The following is a 17,495-nucleotide window of genomic DNA, read 5'->3' on the forward strand; positions in this document are numbered from 1 at the left end:
ACCGCCTTCCGCCCCCGTTCAACGATCACCGCAGACTACTGCGCGGGCGGTGGCGGTGCATCAGGATCGGGCGACCGACCGGGTCAGCCGTCCCCTTCCCGGTGGCCGTTGTGGCCGGACAGCTCTCGGGGAGTGAGCGGATTCATAGCGGTCACGTCCCGCGGGGAGAGCTGGAAGCCCTGCCAGTGCACCGGCATGGGCTCCTGGTCCTCGTCCCTGGCGATGTGGTGGAAGCCGATGTTGACCCAGACGACCGGGTGCTTGAGGACCTGCCCGTTCACCCACTTGTCGACACTCCGGGGCGCGTGCCGGCCGCAGTCGCCGGGGTTCTCGCTGGCGAACTGCTCGCACGGCCGGTACTCGGTGACGTACAGGTCGTGCCGCGTGTAGGACCGCCCGGTGTACCGGCTGGTGTGGCCCGGCACGATCTCGTACGACCGCGGGTGCCCGTCCTTGTTCTTCCCCTTCTCGCTGACGACCCGCCACCAGCGCCGCTCGGTGGCGTCACCGGCGAGTTCCCTGCCGACCCGGGTGCGGACGGTCCTGGTCGTCGCCGTGCGGCCCGCGCGGGGGGTCGTCGCGGAGTCGTACTGCTCGACCGTGCCGTGCGAGGAGCCGTCGAGGCCGAAGTCCAACCGCCAGAAGATGTTGTGGTAATGGCTGGTCGCGTAGTCCTTGGCGCCCTTGCCGATCGGCCAGCCGCGGCCGTCGCCCGCGTCGTAGTCGTACGGGGACAGGGCGCCGGTGGCACCGGCCTGGGCGGCGATGGTGCCGTCGCCGGAGAACCGCCACTCGGTGATGTACTCGTACCAGCCGACCTTGTTGACGGTGTACAGCAGCAGGTCCCGGCCCTGGGCCTGGTAGGGCTTGCCCGGGTGCCGCTCGTTGGCCATGCGGTAGGCGTGGCCGCGCGCGCGGGTGGTGGCGCACAGGCCCTTGACGTTGCTGTGGCGGGCGTCCTCGGCGTTCGGCACGTGCACCGTCTTGATGGTGCCGCCAGGGCACTCGGCCGGGTCGAGCTGCTGGACGCCCTGGGCGAAGCCCGCGCCGGTGAGGTCGTCGAACTCCGCGTTCCCGTCGTCGTAGGGGACGTGGATCTGGGCCAGCTTCGCCGAGGTCAGCACCTTGATCGGGGCGCGCTCGCCCTTGGGCTGGTAGGAGACGTCGCCGAGCACGAGGCCGGCGGTGCCGTCGTAGGCCCAGCACATCCGCCAGACGGTGCCGCCGTCCAGCTTCTGCTCGATCCGGTAGCGGGAGCCACAGTCCGGACCCGCGGCGCCCGGTGCGGCCGCCTGGTGGCCCCGTTCCGGCCGGGGGACGGCCTGGGCCGGTCCCGTCGCCGCTCCCGCCACGCCGAGGAGCGCGGCGGCTCCGAGGGCCGCCGCGACCCGGCCGCGGGCGCGGCGAAGCCTGCTGTCACGCATGAGGAAACTCCTGGACTCGAAATGACTGCACACGACAAGGTGATGAACGCGCCGCACCGCGTCCGCCGGTCGACGAGGACGGCGGGAACGGCGGAGACGGCGGGAAAGAAGCGCGGGCCGCGAGGTTTGGCCCGTGGACCGCGCAGAAGGCGCGGGCCGGTGCGCCGGCCCGCCCGGCGGTCAGCGGACGCGGGTGACCGTGCGGGCGCTGAGGTCGACCACCAGGTCCCGGGTGTCGATCCACGGCCCGTTCGCGACCCTGGTGAACAGCCGCACGCAGCGGTGCCGGCCGCACTCCGCGAGCTTCCCGCCGGCCGACCCCTCGGTCGCCGCGCGGTAGACGAAGGCGCTGACGGTGAGCTGGCCGGGACCGGTCAGCTCCCGGCCGGTGGCGTCCCGGTAGTCCGCCCGCAGGCCGGCGCCGAGCCGGTCGGCGATCAGCACGCGGGCGGCCGCACGCGCCTCGTCCGGGACGGGCGGCGGCTGCACGCCGTGCTGGACGGCGGTGTGCTCGACCCGGCCGGAGCCGAGGTCGACGGTCCGGGTGACGTAGGCGTCGTCGGCGTAGTCGTAGTACGAGACGTCCGCGCGCCGGGTCCGGGGCGCGGAGCCGTCCGCCTCCCGCTCCGGCGGCTCGGCGAGGCTGGTGGTCAGCCGCTGCGGGCCCGCGCCGCCGGCGGCGTCCCGGCTCGCCCCGCGCGGGACGCGGGCCAGCGCGACGTCCTGCGCCCGCCGCATCTCCTCCTCGGTGAGCGGGTCCCAGCCCACACCCCGCGCGCCCTGCTCCGGCGCCTCCTCCACCACGCCCGGCCGGTCCCGCCCCGGCGCGGCCGGCTGTCCCCCGTCCGCCGGCTCCCCCGCGGCACCCTGGACGCCCGTGGCGTCCCGCCCGGCCCGCGACCCGCCGGCCGCGTCCCCCGGAAGCGTCACGGCCAGCATGGCGGCCGTCGCCGTCACCGCGACGGCCGCACCGGCCACTGCCTTGCCCAGATGACGGCGCACCAATACGCGCACAGTCCCCCCATTTCCCCATCTTGCGACACTTAGGTCTACATGCCGCGAAATGCGGGATGCTCGTGTCACCCAGTAGGACGAAGCACCGGCCACAAGGGTTGCCCGTGCACGCATAGGTTTTTCGACGGCGGGGTAGCGGACCCGCTGCCGCCCGGCACCGGTTGGCACGGCCTTCCGGGCCGGTGGGAGGGCATGCCTCCTCGCGGCGGCGGGGGGAGAGGTGGAAGAGTCGGCGCATGCAGTTCTGGCCTGGGCACGCTTACCCACTGGGCGCCACCTACGACGGCGCCGGAACGAACTTCGCGGTGTTCTCCGAGGCCGCCACACGCGTCGAGCTGTGCCTGCTGGACGACGACGGCTCGGAGACCGCGGTGGAGATGCGCGAGACCGACGCGTTCGTGCGGCACGTCTACCTGCCGGGCGTCATGCCGGGTCAGCGGTACGGCTTCCGGGTCCACGGCCCGTACCAGCCCGAGCTGGGCCTGCGCTGCAACTCGGCGAAGCTGCTGCTCGACCCGTACGCCAAGGCGATCAGCGGCGCCGTCCGCTGGGGCGAGGAGGTCTACGGCTACCACTTCGGCGCCCCCGACAGCCGCAACGACCTCGACTCCGCGCCGCACACCATGGCGTCCGTCGTGGTCAACCCGTACTTCGACTGGGGCGACGACCGGCCGCCGCGCACCGACTACCACCGGACCGTCATCTACGAGGCCCACGTCAAGGGCCTGACCATGCTGCACCCCCGGCTGCCGGAGGAGCTGCGCGGCACGTACGCGGCGCTGGCGCACCCGGCCATCATCGAACACCTGACCGAGCTGGGCGTCACCACGCTGGAGCTGATGCCCGTACACCAGTTCGTCAACGACCACCGGCTGGTGGACTCGGGTCTGGCGAACTACTGGGGCTACAACACCATCGGCTTCTTCGCCCCGCACAACGCGTACGCGTCCTGGGGCGACCGCGGCCAGCAGGTGCTGGAGTTCAAGTCGGCCGTACGCGCGCTGCACCAGGCGGGGATCGAGGTCATCCTGGACGTGGTCTACAACCACACGGCCGAGGGCAACCACCTGGGGCCCACGCTGTCCTTCCGCGGCCTGGACAACCCGTCGTACTACCGGCTCACGGACGACCGGCGGTACTACATGGACACCACGGGCACCGGCAACTCCCTGCTCATGCGCAGCCCGCACGTGCTCCAGCTGATCATGGACTCGCTGCGCTACTGGGTCACCGAGATGCACGTGGACGGCTTCCGCTTCGACCTCGCGGCGACGCTGGCCCGGCAGTTCCACGAGGTGGACCGGCTGTCGTCGTTCTTCGACCTGGTCCAGCAGGACCCGGTGGTCAGCCAGGTCAAGCTGATCGCCGAGCCGTGGGACGTGGGCGAGGGCGGCTACCAGGTCGGCAACTTCCCGCCGCTGTGGACCGAGTGGAACGGCAAGTTCCGCGACACCGTGCGCGACCTGTGGCGCGGCGAGCCGCGCACGCTGGCCGAGTTCGCCTCCCGGCTGACCGGCTCCTCCGACCTGTACCAGGACGACGGGCGGCGGCCGCTGGCCTCCGTCAACTTCGTCACCTGCCACGACGGCTTCACCCTGCGCGACCTGGTCAGCTACAACGACAAGCACAACGAGGCCAACGGCGAGGGCAACCGCGACGGCGAGAGCTACAACCGCTCGTGGAACTGCGGCGCCGAGGGCGACACCGACGACCCGGACGTGCTGGCGCTGCGCGACCGCCAGACGCGCAACTTCATCGCCACCCTCATGCTCTCCCAGGGCGTGCCGATGCTCAGCCACGGCGACGAGTTCGGGCGCACCCAGGGCGGCAACAACAACGCGTACTGCCAGGACAACGAGATCTCCTGGGTGCACTGGCCGGATCCGCGCCGCGGCGCGGAGAGCGGCGCTGACGGCGGCGCTGACGGCGGCGGCACGGGCCCGCAGGCGGTCGGCGCCGACGCCCTCGGCCTGCTGCGCTTCACCCGCTCGCTCGTCTGGCTGCGCCGCGACCACCCCGTCTTCCGGCGCCGCCGCTTCTTCCACGGCCGGCCGGTGGAGGGCACCCACGACGAGCTGTCGGACATCTCGTGGTTCACCGCCGAGGGCGAGGAGATGCGGCAGCGCGACTGGCAGGCGGCGCACGCCAAGTCGCTGACGGTCTTCCTCAACGGCAACGCGATCTCCGAGCCGGGGCCGCGCGGCGAGCGGATCACCGACGACTCCTTCCTGCTGATGTTCAACGCGCAGGACGCGCCGCTGGACTTCACCGTGCCGGTCGACCACGGCAGGCAGTGGCAGGTCGTGGTGGACACCGGCGTGCCGGAGGGCGTGGAGCCGGGCGGCGGCAGGAAGGTGCAGGCGGGCGACCGGCTGACGCTGGTGGACCGCAGCCTGGTGGTCCTCCAGCGGCCGGGTTAGAGGGAGGCGGGAGGGGCGGCGGGCGCGGCCGGGATGGCCCCGCCCGCCCGAAACCGCCCGGAGCGCGATTCGCCCATCGTGACTCCGCTCCCCCGCCTGAAGGAGGGGGGCTTCCAACCTGAGGGTTGCGGTCCAGCCCGAACCGGCCCCTTCCAGGGCGAGAGCAAACTACCAGACCGCGGGTTCCCCTACCGGCTGAAGCCGGTGGTCCCTCGCTAGGAGAGAGATGGCCCCAGAGCGTGGCGCGCCGCCCACCGCCACCTACCGCCTCCAGCTGCGCCCCGACTTCCCCTTCGACGCCGCACGCCAGGCCGTGCCCTACCTCGCCTCGCTCGGCGTGTCGCACCTGCACCTGTCGCCCGTCCTGGAGGCGGTGCCCGGCTCCACGCACGGCTACGACGTGGTGGACCACACGGCCGTACGGGCCGAGCTGGGCGGCGAGGCGGGGCTGCGGGCCCTGGCCGGCGCGGCCCGCGAGCACGGTCTGGGCCTCGTCGCCGACATCGTGCCCAACCACATGGCGGTCCCGGTGCCCGAGCGGCTGAACCGGCCGCTGTGGGAGGTGCTGCGGGAGGGGCCCGGCTCGCCGTACGCGCGGTGGTTCGACATCGACTGGGGGGCCCTGCGCGGCAAGCTGCTGCTGCCCGTCCTGGGCGGGCCGATCGGCGACGAGCTGAAGCACCTGGTGGCCGAGCACGGCGTGCTGCACTACCACGACCACGAGTTCCCGCTGCGGCCCGGCACCGAGAACCTGCCGCTGCCCGCCCTGCTGGACGCGCAGTGGTACCGGCTCGGCTGGTGGCGCCTGGCCCGCACCGAGCTGAACTACCGCCGCTTCTTCACCGTCTCCGGTCTGATAGCGGTGCGGGTGGAGGACCCCGAGGTGTTCGCGGCCACCCACGCCAAGCTGCTGGAGCTGGTGCGCGACGGCGTGGTCGAGGGCCTGCGCGTGGACCACCCCGACGGCCTGGCCGACCCGGAGGGCTACCTGCGGCAGCTGGACCGCGCGGTCGCCGACGCGGCCGGGGGCGGCCGGTGGACGGTCGTGGAGAAGATCCTCGGCCCGGACGAGCGGCTGCCCGCCCACTGGCCGGTCGCCGGCACCACGGGCTACGACGCGCTGCGGCACGTCGACGGCCTGTTCACCGACCCCGACGGCCTGGCGGCGCTCACCGGGATCTACCGCCGCCGCGCCGCGCCCGCCGCGGACCGGGGCGGCGACTGGCCGGCGACCGCGCGCCGCGCGGCGTACGAGATGGTCGCGTACGACCTGGCCGCCGAGGTGGAGCGGCTGGTCCGCACCGCTGCCCGGATCTGCGGCGCCGCGCCGCGGCTGCGCGACCACGCGCCCTGGGCGCTGCGCACGGCGATCCGCGAGCTGCTGGTCAGGCTGCCGGTCTACCGGCCGTACGCGCGGCCGGGCGCGCCCGTGCCGCCGGTGGACGCGGCCATGCTGGAGGAGGCGGCCGAGGCCGCGCGCGCCGACCGCGCGGCCTTCCCCGTGCCGCAGGAGGCGCGGGCGGTGGACGCGGTGCGGGACGCGGCGCTCGGCCGGCTGGGCGACGCACCCGACCACCGGGACTTCTGCGCCCGGTTCGCGCAGGCGGCGGGCGCGCTGCGGGCGAAGTCGGCGGAGGACCGGGCGTTCTACCGGTACGTGCCGCTGCTGTCGGCCACGGAGGTCGGCGGCGAGCCGGGCCGCGCGACCGTGGCCCCGCACGAGTTCCACGCCTACTGCGCCCGGCTGCTGCGCGACTGGCCCGCCACCGGCACCGCGCTGACCACGCACGACACCAAGCGCAGCGCGGACGTACGGGCGCGGATCGCCGCGCTGACCGAGGCCCCGGAGCAGTGGGAGGAGCTGCTGGACCGGCTGGCGCGGCCGCGGGAGGAGCACGGCGTGCGGCCGCCCGCCGCGCCGGACCCGCACGTGGCCTGGGCGGCCTGGCAGACGGCGTTCGGCCTCGGCTCCGGACCGCCGGCGGGCGCCGGACCGCAGGCCGACGGCGGATCGGAGGCGGGCACCGGGGAGGAGGCCGCCACCGGGCGTGCGGACCGGCTGGCCGGCGCGGTGCTCAAGGGCGAGCGGGAGGCGGCGCTGCGCACCACGTGGACCGAGCCGGACCCGGTGTACGAGGAGCGGCTGGCCGCGTTCGTGGCCGCGGGCCCCGCCTACGCGGGCGACACGCCGGACTTCGCCGCGTTCGAGCGGGATCTGGCCGACGCCGTACGGGCCACCACGCTCGGCGCGGCCCTGCTGCACCTGACCATGCCCGGGGTGCCGGACGTCTACATGGGCACCGAGCACGAGTACCGTGCCCTGGTGGACCCGGACAACCGCCGCCCGCCCGGCCCGCGCCCCGACCTGCTCGCCCGCCTGGCGGCCGACCTGGAGGCCGGGCGCCCCGCGGAGGGCCTGTCCGCCGAGAAGCTGCGGGTGACGGCGGCGGCCCTGCGGCTGCGCCGCCGGCACCCGGAGTGGTTCGGCCCGGCCGGCTCGTACGTGCCCTTGGAGGCGCACGGACCGTCTGCGGCGCACTGCGTGGCCTTCGTCCGCGGCCACGACGGGCACAGCGGCAGCGGCCCGGCCGCGGGACTCCTGGGCGGCGGGGGCGGCGCGGCCGTCACCGCCGTCACCCGCCTCGCCCGCCGCCTGGCGGAGGCGGGCGGCTGGGAGGGCGACGAACTGCCGCTGCCCCCGGGCCGCTGGCGCGACCTGCTCACCGGCCGCGAGGCGGAGGGCCGGTGCCCGCTGGGCGAGTTGTTCGCGGTGCTGCCGGTCGCCCTGCTGGTACGCGCGTGAGGCCGGCGCGGCGGACCGCGCGCGGGCGATGCGGGCCTGTACGGCCTCCCGGGGGAAGCGGCCGGGCGGCGGTACCGCGCACGTCACCGGCCGGGGCCGGGCACGGACGGGACGGGCTGGACGGGCTGGACGGGCTGGACGGGCGCCGGGTACCCCCGGGGCGGGCGGACGCGCGGAGGGCGGTTCCCGCGCGGGACGCCTCGCTCCCGCCTATTCCCGCCCGGGGCCGTCCGCGCGGGCGGTGTCGCGGGACGCGCCGTCCGCGCGGGCGGGCGGCCCCGGCTGCCGCCGCCCCGACGCCTCGGAGGCGGCGAGGAGCCCGACGCCGAGCACGGCCAGCACCGCGTTGGCGAACACCTCGTAGCCGTGCAGGAAGGGCACGTGCCGCAGCCAGGCCCACAGGCCGAACCAGCCCGCGGTGTGGTGGAGGAGACCGGCCGCGCCCTCGGCGAGGAGGACCAGCCCGGCCGCTTCCAGTGCCTTCTTCATGCTGTGAAGCTAGGCGGGACCGCGGCGGCGGCGGGTCGGCCGAAGGTCGCCGGCCGTGCGACTTTGGTCGGTGTTCCGCGCGCCGTCCGCCGGGCGGCCGGGGCCGGACCGCGGCCGGGCGCACGCCCGCGGTCCGGCCAGTAGATTCGGGCCCATGGGCAGCCAGGAAACGGTGAGGCGCCGCACGCCGCGCGACTGGGCCGTCGACATCGCCTGCTGCGTGGTGGCCGCGGCGTTCTCCGTGCTGACCTCCGGGGACGTGGTCTCCGATCCGTCGGTGTCGCCCGCCGAGCTGGCCGCCGACCAGGTGACGGGCGCGGTGGCGTGCGCCGCGCTGTGGCTGCGCCGCCGGTGGCCGGTGAGTCTGTCGCTGGTGCTGCTGCCGGTGTCCACGGTGTCGCACTTCGTCGCCGGGCCGCTGCTCGTGGCCCTGTTCACGGTCGCCGTGCACCGGTCGTTCCAGACGGCCGCCGTGGTCGGCGGCCTGGCGGCGGCCGCGGCGGTGGCCGGCGGCGTGGTGCGGCCCGACCCGGGCCTGACCTACACCATGTCCGTGCTGATCGGCACGGTCCTGTACGGCGGCGCCATCGGCTGGGGCATGTTCGTACGATCCCGGCGCCTGCTGCTGCGGTCGCTGCGCGAGCGGGCGCTGCGTGCGGAGGCGGAGGCGGCGCTGCGCGCGGAGCACGCGCAGCGCCTCACGCGCGAGCGGATCGCCCGGGAGATGCACGACGTGCTCGCCCACCGGCTGTCGCTGCTGAGCGTCCACGCGGGCGCGCTGGAGTACCGCACCGACGCCCCTCCCGAGGACGTGGCCCGCGCCGCGTCGGTGATCCGCGACAGCGCGCACCAGGCCTTGCAGGACCTGCGCGAGGTGATCGGCGTGCTGCGGGCGCCGTCCGGCGAGGCCGGGGCCGAGGACGGCGACGGCGCGCCCGGCGCGCCCGCCCGGCCGCAGCCCACCCTGGCCGACCTGCCGCGCCTGGTGGCGGAGTCCCGGGAGGCGGGCATGCGGGTGGCGCTGCGCGGGACGGCGGCGGACGCGCGGGGCGTGCCGGGCTCCACGGGCCGCACCGCCTACCGGATCGTGCAGGAGGGGTTGACGAACGCCCGCAAGCACGCGCCGGGCGCCGAGGTGACGGTGACCGCGGCGGGCGCGGCGGGCGAGGGACTGATGGTGGAGGTGCGCAATCCGCTGCCCGCGCGGGAGGCGGCCCCGTCGCCGATCCCGGGCGCGGGCCAGGGCCTGACGGGACTGGCCGAGCGGGCGGTGCTCGCGGGCGGGCGGCTGGAGTGCGGGCCGTCCGAGGACGGGGAGTTCCGGCTGTACGCGTGGCTGCCGTGGCCCGCATACTGATCTTGTGCGGGCCGCCGGCCGGACGCCGGCCGGCGGCCCGCGCGGGAGGCGCCCGGGCCGCGCGGCGTCGCTTCCGGGTTCCCGGCCGCCTCGCGGCCGACCCCGTGACGCCCGTACCGCCCGGACCGACCCGCCGTCCCCAGACCCCACCGCAGCGAGGCAAGCGAAGGTGACCGCCCCCGTGTCCGCGACCGTCCGGCTGCTGCTCGTCGACGACGACCCGCTGGTGCGCGCGGGGCTGCGGCTGATGCTCGGCGGCTCCCCCGACATCGAGGTCGTGGGCGAGGCGGCCGACGGCGCGGAGGCCACCCGTCTGGCGGATCTGCACGCGCCCGACGTGGTCCTGATGGACCTGCGCATGCCGACGGTGGACGGGCTGGCGGCGACCGAGGCGCTGCGCCGCCGGCGGCGCCCGCCGCAGGTCATCGTGCTGACGACGTTCAACGCGGAGGAGCACGTGCTGCGCGCCCTGCGCGCCGGGGCCGCGGGCTTCCTGCTCAAGGACACCCCGCCCGCCGAGATCGTGGCCGCCGTGCGGCGCGTGGCGGCGGGCGACCCGGTGCTGTCTCCGGCCGTGACCCAGCAGCTCATCGCGCACGTGGCCGACTCCGGCCGGGACGCGCGCCGGGACCGGGCCGCGCGACTGCTGGACCGGCTGAACGACCGGGAGCGGGAGGTCGCCGTCGCCGTCGGCCAGGGCAGGCCGAACGCGGAGATCGCCGCCGAGCTGTTCATGAGCGTGGCCACGGTCAAGACGCACGTGTCGCGGATCCTGACCAAGCTGGATCTCAACAACCGGGTGCAGATCGCGCTGCTGGCCCACGACGCCGGCCTGCTGGACGGCGCCGGGTAGTCCCGGCCCGGGCGCGCGGCGCGCGGACGCCCCGCGCGGGCGGGCCCTCGCGCGGCGTGCTCCGCGCGAGCGAGGGCAGGGATTCACCGGTGTACGCCGCAGTCGCCGGCGCGACCGGGGCCGACCGCACGGGACGCGGGCCGGCAGCAGCGTGCGGGCCGCAACGGGACGCCGCCACGGGACGAGGAGGAGACGCCAGTGCTGTTCGAGGTGTGGGCGCCGCGCGCCGACCGGGTGGACCTGCTCCTGTCACCCCCCGGGGGCTCGTCGTCCCCTGGAGACCCTGGGGGCGCCGCCGTGCCCGGCGTCCGTACGGGCCCCGGGGGCGTTTCCGGCCGCCCGCGCGTGCGGCCGGTTCCCATGGAGCGCGACCCGGCCCGGGACGGGTGGTGGCGCGCCGAGGCCGGCGCCGGGCACGGCTGGGCGTACGGCTTCGCGCTGGACGGCGGCCCCGCCCTGCCGGACCCGCGCTCCCGACGCCAGCCGGACGGTCCGGAGGGGCTGGGCGCGGTCGTGGACCACGCGCGCTTCGCCTGGCGGCACCGGTGGTACGGGCGGCAGCTGCCCGGCGCGGTGCTCTACGAGCTGCACGTGGGGACCTTCACGCGCGAGGGCACCTTCGACGCGGCCGCGGCCCGCCTGCCGCACCTGGCCGACCTGGGCGTCACGCACGTGGAGCTGATGCCGGTGTGCCCCTTCCCCGGGCGGCACGGCTGGGGGTACGACGGGGTGGCGCCGTGGGCGGTGCACGAGCCCTACGGCGGCCCGGACGGGCTGAAACGGTTCGTCGACGCCGCGCACGGCCACGGCCTCGGCGTCGTCCTGGACGTGGTGCACAACCACCTGGGGCCCTCCGGCAACCGCCTGCCCGCCTTCGGCCCGTACTTCACCGACGCCTACCACACCCCCTGGGGCCAGGCCGTCAACCTCGACGGGCCCGGCTCGGACGAGGTGCGCGCGTACTTCCTCGGCAGCGCGCTGGCCTGGCTGCGCGACTACCGGCTCGACGGGCTGCGGCTGGACGCCGTGCACGCGCTGCGCGACTCGCGCGCGCGGCACTTCCTCGCGGAGCTGTCGGCGGCGGTGGACCGGCTCGCCGCGCACACCGGCCGGCCGCTGTTCCTGATAGCCGAGTCCGACCAGAACGACCCCCGCACCACCACCCCGCGCGAGGCGGGCGGCCTGGGCCTGCACGCCCAGTGGAACGACGACTTCCACCACGCCCTGCACACCGTGCTGACCGGTGAGTCGCAGGGCTACTACGCCGACTTCGCCGCCGAGGGCCCCGCCGCCCTGGCCACCGTCCTGCGCGCCGGATTCCTGCACGACGGCCGCTACTCGGCTTTCCGCGGCCGCCGCCACGGCAGCCCGCTGAACCCGCCGGCCACGCCCTCGCACCGCCTCCTGGCCTACGCCCAGACCCACGACCAGGTCGGCAACCGGGCCGTCGGCGACCGGCTGTCCGCGAGCCTGGACCCGGGACGGCTGGCGTGCGCGGCGGCGGTCGTCCTGCTCTCCCCGTTCACGCCCATGCTGTTCATGGGCGAGGAGTGGGGCGCCCGCACCCCGTGGCAGTACTTCACCGACCACCAGGACCCGGAGCTGGCCGAGGCGGTGCGCGCGGGCCGCCGCCGCGAGTTCGCCGCGCACGGCTGGCCGGCCGGCGACGTGCCCGACCCGCAGGACCCGGCCACCCGGCTGCGCTCCTGCCTGGACTGGGCCGAGCCCGAGCGGGAGCCGCACGCCGCGCTGCTCGCCTGGTACCGGCGCCTGATCGCGCTGCGCCGCGCCGAGCCCGCCCTCACCGACCCGGACTGGGCCTACGAGGACGTCACCGCGGGCCCGGACGGCCGGCTCACCTTCCAGCGCGGCCCGCTCCTGGTCGCCGTCAACCCCGGCCCGGCCCCGGCCACCGCCCGGCTGCGGCCGGGCGCCTTCCCGTCGGTCGCCGCCGCGTGGGGCCCGGTGGAGCCGCCGGCCGCGGACGGCACGCTGCGGCTGCCGCCCGGGACGGCGGCCGTGCTGCGCTGACCCCCGGTCGGCGCGGGGCGGGGCTCAGCCCTCGGAGGGCGTCAGCCGCAGCGATACCGAGTTGATGCAGTAGCGCTGGTCGGTCGGGGTGGGGTAGCCCTCGCCCGCGAAGACGTGCCCCAGGTGCGAGCCGCAGCGGGCGCAGCGCACCTCCGTGCGCACCGTGCCGTAGGAGCGGTCCTCCAGCAGTTCGACGGCCGAGGAGTCCGCCGGGTCGTAGAAGGACGGCCAGCCGCAGTGGCTCTCGAACTTCGTCTCCGACCGGAACAGCTCGGCCCCGCACGCGCGGCAGGAGTACACGCCTACCGCCTTGGTGTCGGTGTACTCGCCGGTGAAGGCCCGCTCGGTGCCCGCCTCGCGCAGGACGTGGTACTCCTGCGGCGTCAGCTCCGCGCGCCACTGCTCTTCGGGCTTGTCGATCTCGTACGGCATTTCTCCGGCCGTCCCCTCAACTCGTCAGCTCTCCAGGCTCTCCCGGTCCCGCAGGCGGGCCAGGATCCGCGGACCGAGGTCGGTCACGTCCCCCGCTCCCATGGTGAGAACGAGATCCCCGGGCTTGGCCATTCCGGCCACCGCCGCCACGGCCGCGTCGCCGTCCGGCGCGGCGGTGGCGTCGGCGCCCGCCGCGCGGGCCGCGTCCACGACCAGGGCGCTGGTCACACCGGGGATCGGGTCCTCGCGCGCGGGGTAGACGGCGAGCACCACGGACGCGTCGGCCAGGGCCAGCGCCCGGCCCATCTCGGCGCCCAGCTCCCGGGTGCGGCTGAACAGGTGCGGCTGGTAGACGACCAGCACCCGGCCGTCCCCGGCCGTGCCGCGGACGGCCTCCAGGTCGGCGGCCATCTCGGTGGGGTGGTGCGCGTAGGTGTCGAGGACCGCGACCCCGGCCGCGGTGCCCTTCGGCTGGAGACGGCGGCCCACGCCCCGGTACGTGCCCAGGGCGGACGCCAGGCCGCGGACCGGGGCGCCCAGGGCGGCGCCCGCGGTCAGGGCGGCGACGGCGTTGAGCGCGTAGTGGCGGCCCGGGACGGACACGGTGAAGGCCAGCTCACCCGCCTCCGCACCGACCAGGTCCTCGGGCAGGGCGACGGTCACCTCGCTCGCCTGCCCCCGGGGCAGCACGCCCAGCACCCGCACGTCCGCGTCCGGCGCCGCGCCGTAGGCCAGCACGCGCAGCCCGGCCCGGCCGCGCACCCGCGCCGCCAGCTCGCGGGCGCCGGGGTCGTCGGCGCAGACCACGAGCGTGCCGCCGGGCCGGATCCCGGCGGCGAAGGTCTCGTACGCCGCGTACATCTCCTCCAGGGAGGCGTAGGTGGCGTGGTGGTCCAGCTCCACGTTCAGGACGACGGCCACCTCGGGGGCGTACTTGTGGAAGCTGCGGTCGCTCTCGTCCGCCTCGGCGACGAAGATCTCGCCGCCGCCGTGGCGGGCGCCCGACAGGAGCCCGTCGATGTCGCCGCCGATGACGTAGGACGGGTCCAGGCCCAGCGCGGTGAGCCCGACGGCGAGCATGGACGTGGTGGTGGTCTTGCCGTGGGTGCCCGCGACGGCCGCCGGCCGGGTGCCCGCCAGCAGCGCGGCGAGCGCGTCGGAGCGGTGCACCACGGGAATGCCCAGCTCGGCGGCGCGCGCCGTCTCCGGGTTGTCGGCGCGGATGGCGCTGGAGACGACCACGCGCGTGGCGTCGGCGGCCAGGTGCTCGGCGGCGTGCCCGATGTGCACGGTGGCCCCGAGGTCGCGCAGTGCCCGGGCGGTCGGGGAGTCCTTGGCGTCGCTGCCCGCCACCCGCGCGCCGCGCAGCGCGAGGATCTTGGCGATGCCCGACATGCCGGCGCCTCCGATGCCGATGAAGTGCGGTCGGTCCGTCGCGGCGGAGGCGAAGCCAGCCGGTGCCATGTGCGGGTCTCCCCTGGTCGTCGGTGTGCGGTGCCGACGCGTGCCGTCGGCGTGCCGGTGCGCGGCGCCGGCGCGGCCGGGGGCCCGCCGCCGCGCGGCCGACCCCGATTCTCGCACTTCGGCGGCCCGCCCCCGGCCGCCCCGCCGTACACCCGGTGAACGCCCGGGGGCCGGACGGCGGCACCCGCCCGCCGGGCCCCGCCGCGCCCGCCGCGCCGGGGAGCGGGGCCGTCAGCCGCCGGCCGCCGCCTGCCCCTCGTCCACCGCGTGGGCGAACAGTTTGAGCACCGGCACGCCCACCGTGTGCCGCGCCCGCGACGCCCAGTCCCGGTGGAAGAACTCCTCCACGAAGTGCGGTGCGGTCAGCACGATCACCTCGTCCGCCCCGGTCTCCTCGACCACCGAGCGCAGCAGGTCCAGCGGGTGGTCCTCGACCACCTGCCCGACGGCTTCGCTGCCCGCCTCGCGCAGCGCGGCGAGCGTGTGCTCCAGGGCCAGCCGGGCGGGCGGCAGCGCCTCCCGCCCCTCCGGTTCGCCGGCCTCCTGGACGGCCTGCTCCAGCTCGCCGAGCGCGATGTCGTCGATGGCGCGCAGCAGCCGGTCCTTGCTGCCACGCGGCTGCATGAGCACGACGAAGGAGACGGGGTCGTCGCCGTGCAGGGTGGTGACGAACTCCACGTCGGCGGGGGTCAGGGGCTTTTCGATCATCAGTACGCTCGTGAACACGGCGGCGCCCTTCTCCTTCGCAGGTCGCGGGGGCCCGTCACCCTGGGCCTTACGCATCCGACAGAAACCATTCTGCGCGGGCTTGTCCGGCCCACGTGGAATCAAGTCTGCCCCGCGCGAGCCGTACGGAACGGGATTTTCCGATCTTCGTCAGCCCAGGCGGTCCCGGCTGTATCGTGCGAAAAGAAAGCCCTCCTCCTCCACCACGGAGGTCAGCGAGAAGCGGTCGGGCACCGCGAGCCCGGGCCCGTTCGCGATGCGCGCCGCGTCGCCCGCCGTGACCAGCGGCGCGAGCGCGAGGCACAGCTCGTCCAGCACCCCCGCCGCCACGAACTGCCCGAGCAGCCGCGGGCCGCCCTCCGTCAGCAGCCGGGTCAGGCCCCGCCCGGCGAGCGCCGCCACCACGCGCGCGGGGTCGACGCGCGCCCCCTCCCCCGCGACCACGACCTCCGCGCCGACCGCCCGCGCCGCCGCCAGCCGGTCCGCCGGGGCCTGCGCGCCGGTGACCAGGATCGTGGGCACCAGGGCCTCGGTGAACAGCGGCCGGTCGAAGTCCAGGTCGAGCCGGGCGCTGACCACGGCGATCACCGGCGTCGGCGGCTGCCCGAGGGCCGCCCGGCGCGCCGCGAACGCCTCGCGCGCGCGGGCGGGTCGGTAGCCCTCGGCGCGCACCGTCCCGGCACCCACCACCACCGCGTCCGCGAGCCCGCGCAGCACCCCGAAGATCCGCATGTCGGCGTCCGACGACAGGGCCCTGGACCGCCCGTCGTGGTAGGCGGCGCCGTCCAGCGAGGACACCATGTTCGCCCGCAGCCAGCCGCCGCCCGCGCCCGCCTGCTCGGGACGGGCCGGATAGGCGTACGCGTCGGCCAGCTCGTCGAGGTCCCACGCGCGGTCCTCGAAGGGGGACAGGCCGGCCGTCCCGGTGTCCTCGGCAGACGGAGGGAACAGGCGTCGCATACGCGGCAGTGTGCCACGCGCGGGACACGAGCGGCCGGGCGGCCTCGCCCGCCGCCGGACGGGGCCGGCCCGCCCGGCCCGCGGCGCAGCACCCGGGCGCCGCCGCGTCCGCCGACTACCCTGGGAACGCGTGTCCCCCGCAGCCCCCGCCCCCGGACCGGGCCGCCGCGACGCCGACGAGCCGGTGAGCGGCCCCGGCGGCGCGGACGGCGGTCCCCCGGCGGCGCCCCCTGCCGTTCCCGGCCAGGCCGCGCCCGGCGCCCTGACCGCCCGTACGCCGCACGTCCCTGCCGACCGCCTCGTCGCCGGCCTGGTGCCCCCGCCCCGCTTCGCGGACGTGAGCTTCGGCAGTTACGTCCCCGACCCGTCCCAGCCGAGCCAGGCCGCGGCCGTACGCGCCCTCGACGCCTTCGCCGCCTCCCTCGGCCCGGGCCGCCGCGGGAGCGGGGCGGACCGGGGAGACCGCGAGGGCCGGGCGGGCCGCCGCGCCCGCTGGTGGCCCGCCCGGTCCCGGCCCGCCCCGCCCGGCGAGGCGCGCGGCGTGTACCTGGACGGCGGCTTCGGCGTCGGCAAGACCCACCTGCTCGCCTCCCTGTGGCACGCCGCGCCCGCCGAACCCGCCCGCAAGGCGTTCTGCACGTTCGTGGAGCTGACGCACCTGGCCGGCGCCCTCGGCTTCCAGGAGGCCGTACGGGCCCTGAGCGGGCACCGGCTGCTGTGCGTGGACGAGTTCGAGCTGGACGACCCCGGCGACACCGTGCTGGTCTCCACGCTCCTGGGCCGGCTCGCCGACGCGGGCGTGGCGCTGGCCGCCACCTCCAACACGCTTCCCGGCAGGCTCGGCGAGGACCGGTTCGCCGCCGCCGACTTCCTCCGCGAGATCCAGGGCCTCGCCGCCCGCTTCCGCACGCTGCGCGTCGACGGCGAGGACTACCGGCACCGCGGCCTGCCCGAGGCCCCGCCCCCGCTGTCCCCCGACGCGGTCGTACGGGCCGCCCACCGCCTGCCCGGCGCCTGCCTGGACGGCTTCCCCGCGCTCCTCGGCCACCTCGCGGCCCTCCACCCGAGCCGCTACGGCGCCCTGTGCGACGGCGTACGGGCCGTGTGCCTGACCGGGGTCGCGCCCGTACCCGACCAGGCGGCGGCGCTGCGCCTGGTGGTCCTGGCGGACCGGCTGTACGACCGCGAGGTGCCCGTGCTGGCCTCCGGCACCCCGCTGGACCGGCTGTTCAGCCCGGAGATGCTGCGCGGCGGCTACCGCAAGAAGTACCACCGCGCGGTGTCCCGGCTCACCGCGCTGGCCCGGGACGGCGCCCGGCTCGCCCAGGCCTAGGCCGTGTCGTGTGGATCAGGGCGGGCTCGCGACGCCCGGCACTCCCCCAGCTACCGCTGGGGGTGCCCCCGCCCCCGGCTACCGCCGGGAGTGCCCCCGTGCGGCGTTGTCGTCGTCGCACGCAGTGCCTCCCCCAGCTACCCGCTGGGAGGTGCCCCCTGTGCTCTCCTCCTCCGCCTTGCAGCCGGG

General features: G+C 76.3%; 13 protein-coding genes. 6 read left to right on the forward strand and 7 right to left on the reverse strand.

Translation table 11 applies throughout. From position 1 onward, the window contains the following. Window positions 1-83 precede the first annotated feature (83 nt). A complete protein-coding gene (locus RKE29_RS07215) occupies window positions 84-1,424 on the reverse strand; it encodes a copper amine oxidase (RefSeq protein WP_312004218.1) in 1,341 nt (446 codons plus the stop codon). A 180-nt stretch (window positions 1,425-1,604) separates the two neighbouring features. Then, window positions 1,605-2,438 (reverse strand): Tat pathway signal sequence domain protein, encoded by an 834-nt coding sequence (locus tag RKE29_RS07220; protein ID WP_312004219.1) that lies wholly within the window; start codon window positions 2,436-2,438, stop codon window positions 1,605-1,607. Between the two features lie 236 nt (window positions 2,439-2,674). Here RKE29_RS07220 and glgX point away from each other — a divergent pair, with 236 nt between their 5' ends. Both glgX and treY read left to right on the forward strand, forming a co-directional pair. Next, the gene (gene glgX / locus RKE29_RS07225; RefSeq protein ID WP_312004220.1) at window positions 2,675-4,858 is read left to right on the forward strand and encodes a glycogen debranching protein GlgX; all 2,184 of its coding nucleotides are present in this window, start codon (window positions 2,675-2,677) and stop codon (window positions 4,856-4,858) included. Between the two features lie 226 nt (window positions 4,859-5,084). Then, window positions 5,085-7,661 carry a malto-oligosyltrehalose synthase gene (treY, locus tag RKE29_RS07230; protein ID WP_312004221.1) on the forward strand — a complete coding sequence of 859 codons (2,577 nt, stop codon included), beginning with the start codon at window positions 5,085-5,087 and terminating at the stop codon, window positions 7,659-7,661. Between the two features lie 210 nt (window positions 7,662-7,871). On the opposite strand, the gene RKE29_RS07235 is transcribed toward treY, so the two are convergent. Next, on the reverse strand, window positions 7,872-8,150 hold the full coding sequence (locus tag RKE29_RS07235) for a hypothetical protein (protein ID WP_312004222.1): 279 nt from the start codon (window positions 8,148-8,150) through the stop codon (window positions 7,872-7,874). Between the two features lie 154 nt (window positions 8,151-8,304). On the opposite strand from RKE29_RS07235, the gene RKE29_RS07240 reads away from it, so the two are divergent. The 3 genes from RKE29_RS07240 to treZ all read left to right on the forward strand — a co-directional run bounded on the left by RKE29_RS07240 (window position 8,305) and on the right by treZ (window position 12,391). Continuing rightward, on the forward strand, window positions 8,305-9,507 hold the full coding sequence (locus RKE29_RS07240) for a histidine kinase (protein ID WP_312004223.1): 1,203 nt from the start codon (window positions 8,305-8,307) through the stop codon (window positions 9,505-9,507). 169 nt (window positions 9,508-9,676) lie between these two features. Then, a complete protein-coding gene (locus tag RKE29_RS07245; protein ID WP_312004224.1) occupies window positions 9,677-10,360 on the forward strand; it encodes a response regulator transcription factor in 684 nt (227 codons plus the stop codon). 345 nt (window positions 10,361-10,705) lie between these two features. Next, window positions 10,706-12,391: a malto-oligosyltrehalose trehalohydrolase gene (treZ, locus tag RKE29_RS07250; protein WP_312004231.1), complete on the forward strand. Its 1,686-nt coding sequence runs from the start codon at window positions 10,706-10,708 to the stop codon at window positions 12,389-12,391. A gap of 24 nt (window positions 12,392-12,415) precedes the next feature. Here treZ and msrB read toward each other — a convergent pair whose 3' ends face one another. The 4 genes from msrB to RKE29_RS07270 form a co-directional block, all read right to left on the reverse strand. Further along, window positions 12,416-12,823 (reverse strand): peptide-methionine (R)-S-oxide reductase MsrB, encoded by a 408-nt coding sequence (gene msrB / locus RKE29_RS07255; protein ID WP_312004225.1) that lies wholly within the window; start codon window positions 12,821-12,823, stop codon window positions 12,416-12,418. Window positions 12,824-12,847: 24 nt separating this feature from the next. Beyond that, the gene (gene murC, locus RKE29_RS07260) at window positions 12,848-14,287 is read right to left on the reverse strand and encodes a UDP-N-acetylmuramate--L-alanine ligase (RefSeq protein ID WP_312004226.1); all 1,440 of its coding nucleotides are present in this window, start codon (window positions 14,285-14,287) and stop codon (window positions 12,848-12,850) included. Between the two features lie 231 nt (window positions 14,288-14,518). Further along, complete coding sequence (locus RKE29_RS07265; protein ID WP_312004232.1) at window positions 14,519-14,995, reverse strand: indole-3-glycerol phosphate synthase; 477 nt, start codon at window positions 14,993-14,995, stop codon at window positions 14,519-14,521. A gap of 168 nt (window positions 14,996-15,163) precedes the next feature. Further along, window positions 15,164-15,973 carry a pyrimidine reductase family protein gene (locus tag RKE29_RS07270; protein ID WP_312004227.1) on the reverse strand — a complete coding sequence of 270 codons (810 nt, stop codon included), beginning with the start codon at window positions 15,971-15,973 and terminating at the stop codon, window positions 15,164-15,166. 262 nt (window positions 15,974-16,235) lie between these two features. Here RKE29_RS07270 and zapE point away from each other — a divergent pair, with 262 nt between their 5' ends. Then, window positions 16,236-17,306 (forward strand): cell division protein ZapE, encoded by a 1,071-nt coding sequence (gene zapE / locus RKE29_RS07275; RefSeq protein ID WP_312004233.1) that lies wholly within the window; start codon window positions 16,236-16,238, stop codon window positions 17,304-17,306. The last annotated feature ends 189 nt before the right edge of the window (window positions 17,307-17,495 follow it).

Source organism: Streptomyces sp. B1866 (assembly GCF_031932565.1).
Taxonomy (GTDB): Bacteria; Actinomycetota; Actinomycetes; order Streptomycetales; family Streptomycetaceae; genus Streptomyces.

What these genes read in the sequence shown, in the direction of transcription:
- RKE29_RS07215 (WP_312004218.1), bottom strand. Translation starts at nt 1,424, where the DNA reads ATGCGTGACAGCAGGCTTCGCCGCGCCCGCGGCCGGGTCGCGGCGGCC.
- glgX (WP_312004220.1), top strand. Translation starts at nt 2,675, where the DNA reads ATGCAGTTCTGGCCTGGGCACGCTTACCCACTGGGCGCCACCTACGAC.
- treY (WP_312004221.1), top strand. Translation starts at nt 5,085, where the DNA reads ATGGCCCCAGAGCGTGGCGCGCCGCCCACCGCCACCTACCGCCTCCAG.
- RKE29_RS07235 (WP_312004222.1), bottom strand. Translation starts at nt 8,150, where the DNA reads ATGAAGAAGGCACTGGAAGCGGCCGGGCTGGTCCTCCTCGCCGAGGGC.
- RKE29_RS07240 (WP_312004223.1), top strand. Translation starts at nt 8,305, where the DNA reads ATGGGCAGCCAGGAAACGGTGAGGCGCCGCACGCCGCGCGACTGGGCC.
- msrB (WP_312004225.1), bottom strand. Translation starts at nt 12,823, where the DNA reads ATGCCGTACGAGATCGACAAGCCCGAAGAGCAGTGGCGCGCGGAGCTG.
- murC (WP_312004226.1), bottom strand. Translation starts at nt 14,287, where the DNA reads ATGGCACCGGCTGGCTTCGCCTCCGCCGCGACGGACCGACCGCACTTC.
- RKE29_RS07265 (WP_312004232.1), bottom strand. Translation starts at nt 14,995, where the DNA reads ATGATCGAAAAGCCCCTGACCCCCGCCGACGTGGAGTTCGTCACCACC.
- RKE29_RS07270 (WP_312004227.1), bottom strand. Translation starts at nt 15,973, where the DNA reads ATGCGACGCCTGTTCCCTCCGTCTGCCGAGGACACCGGGACGGCCGGC.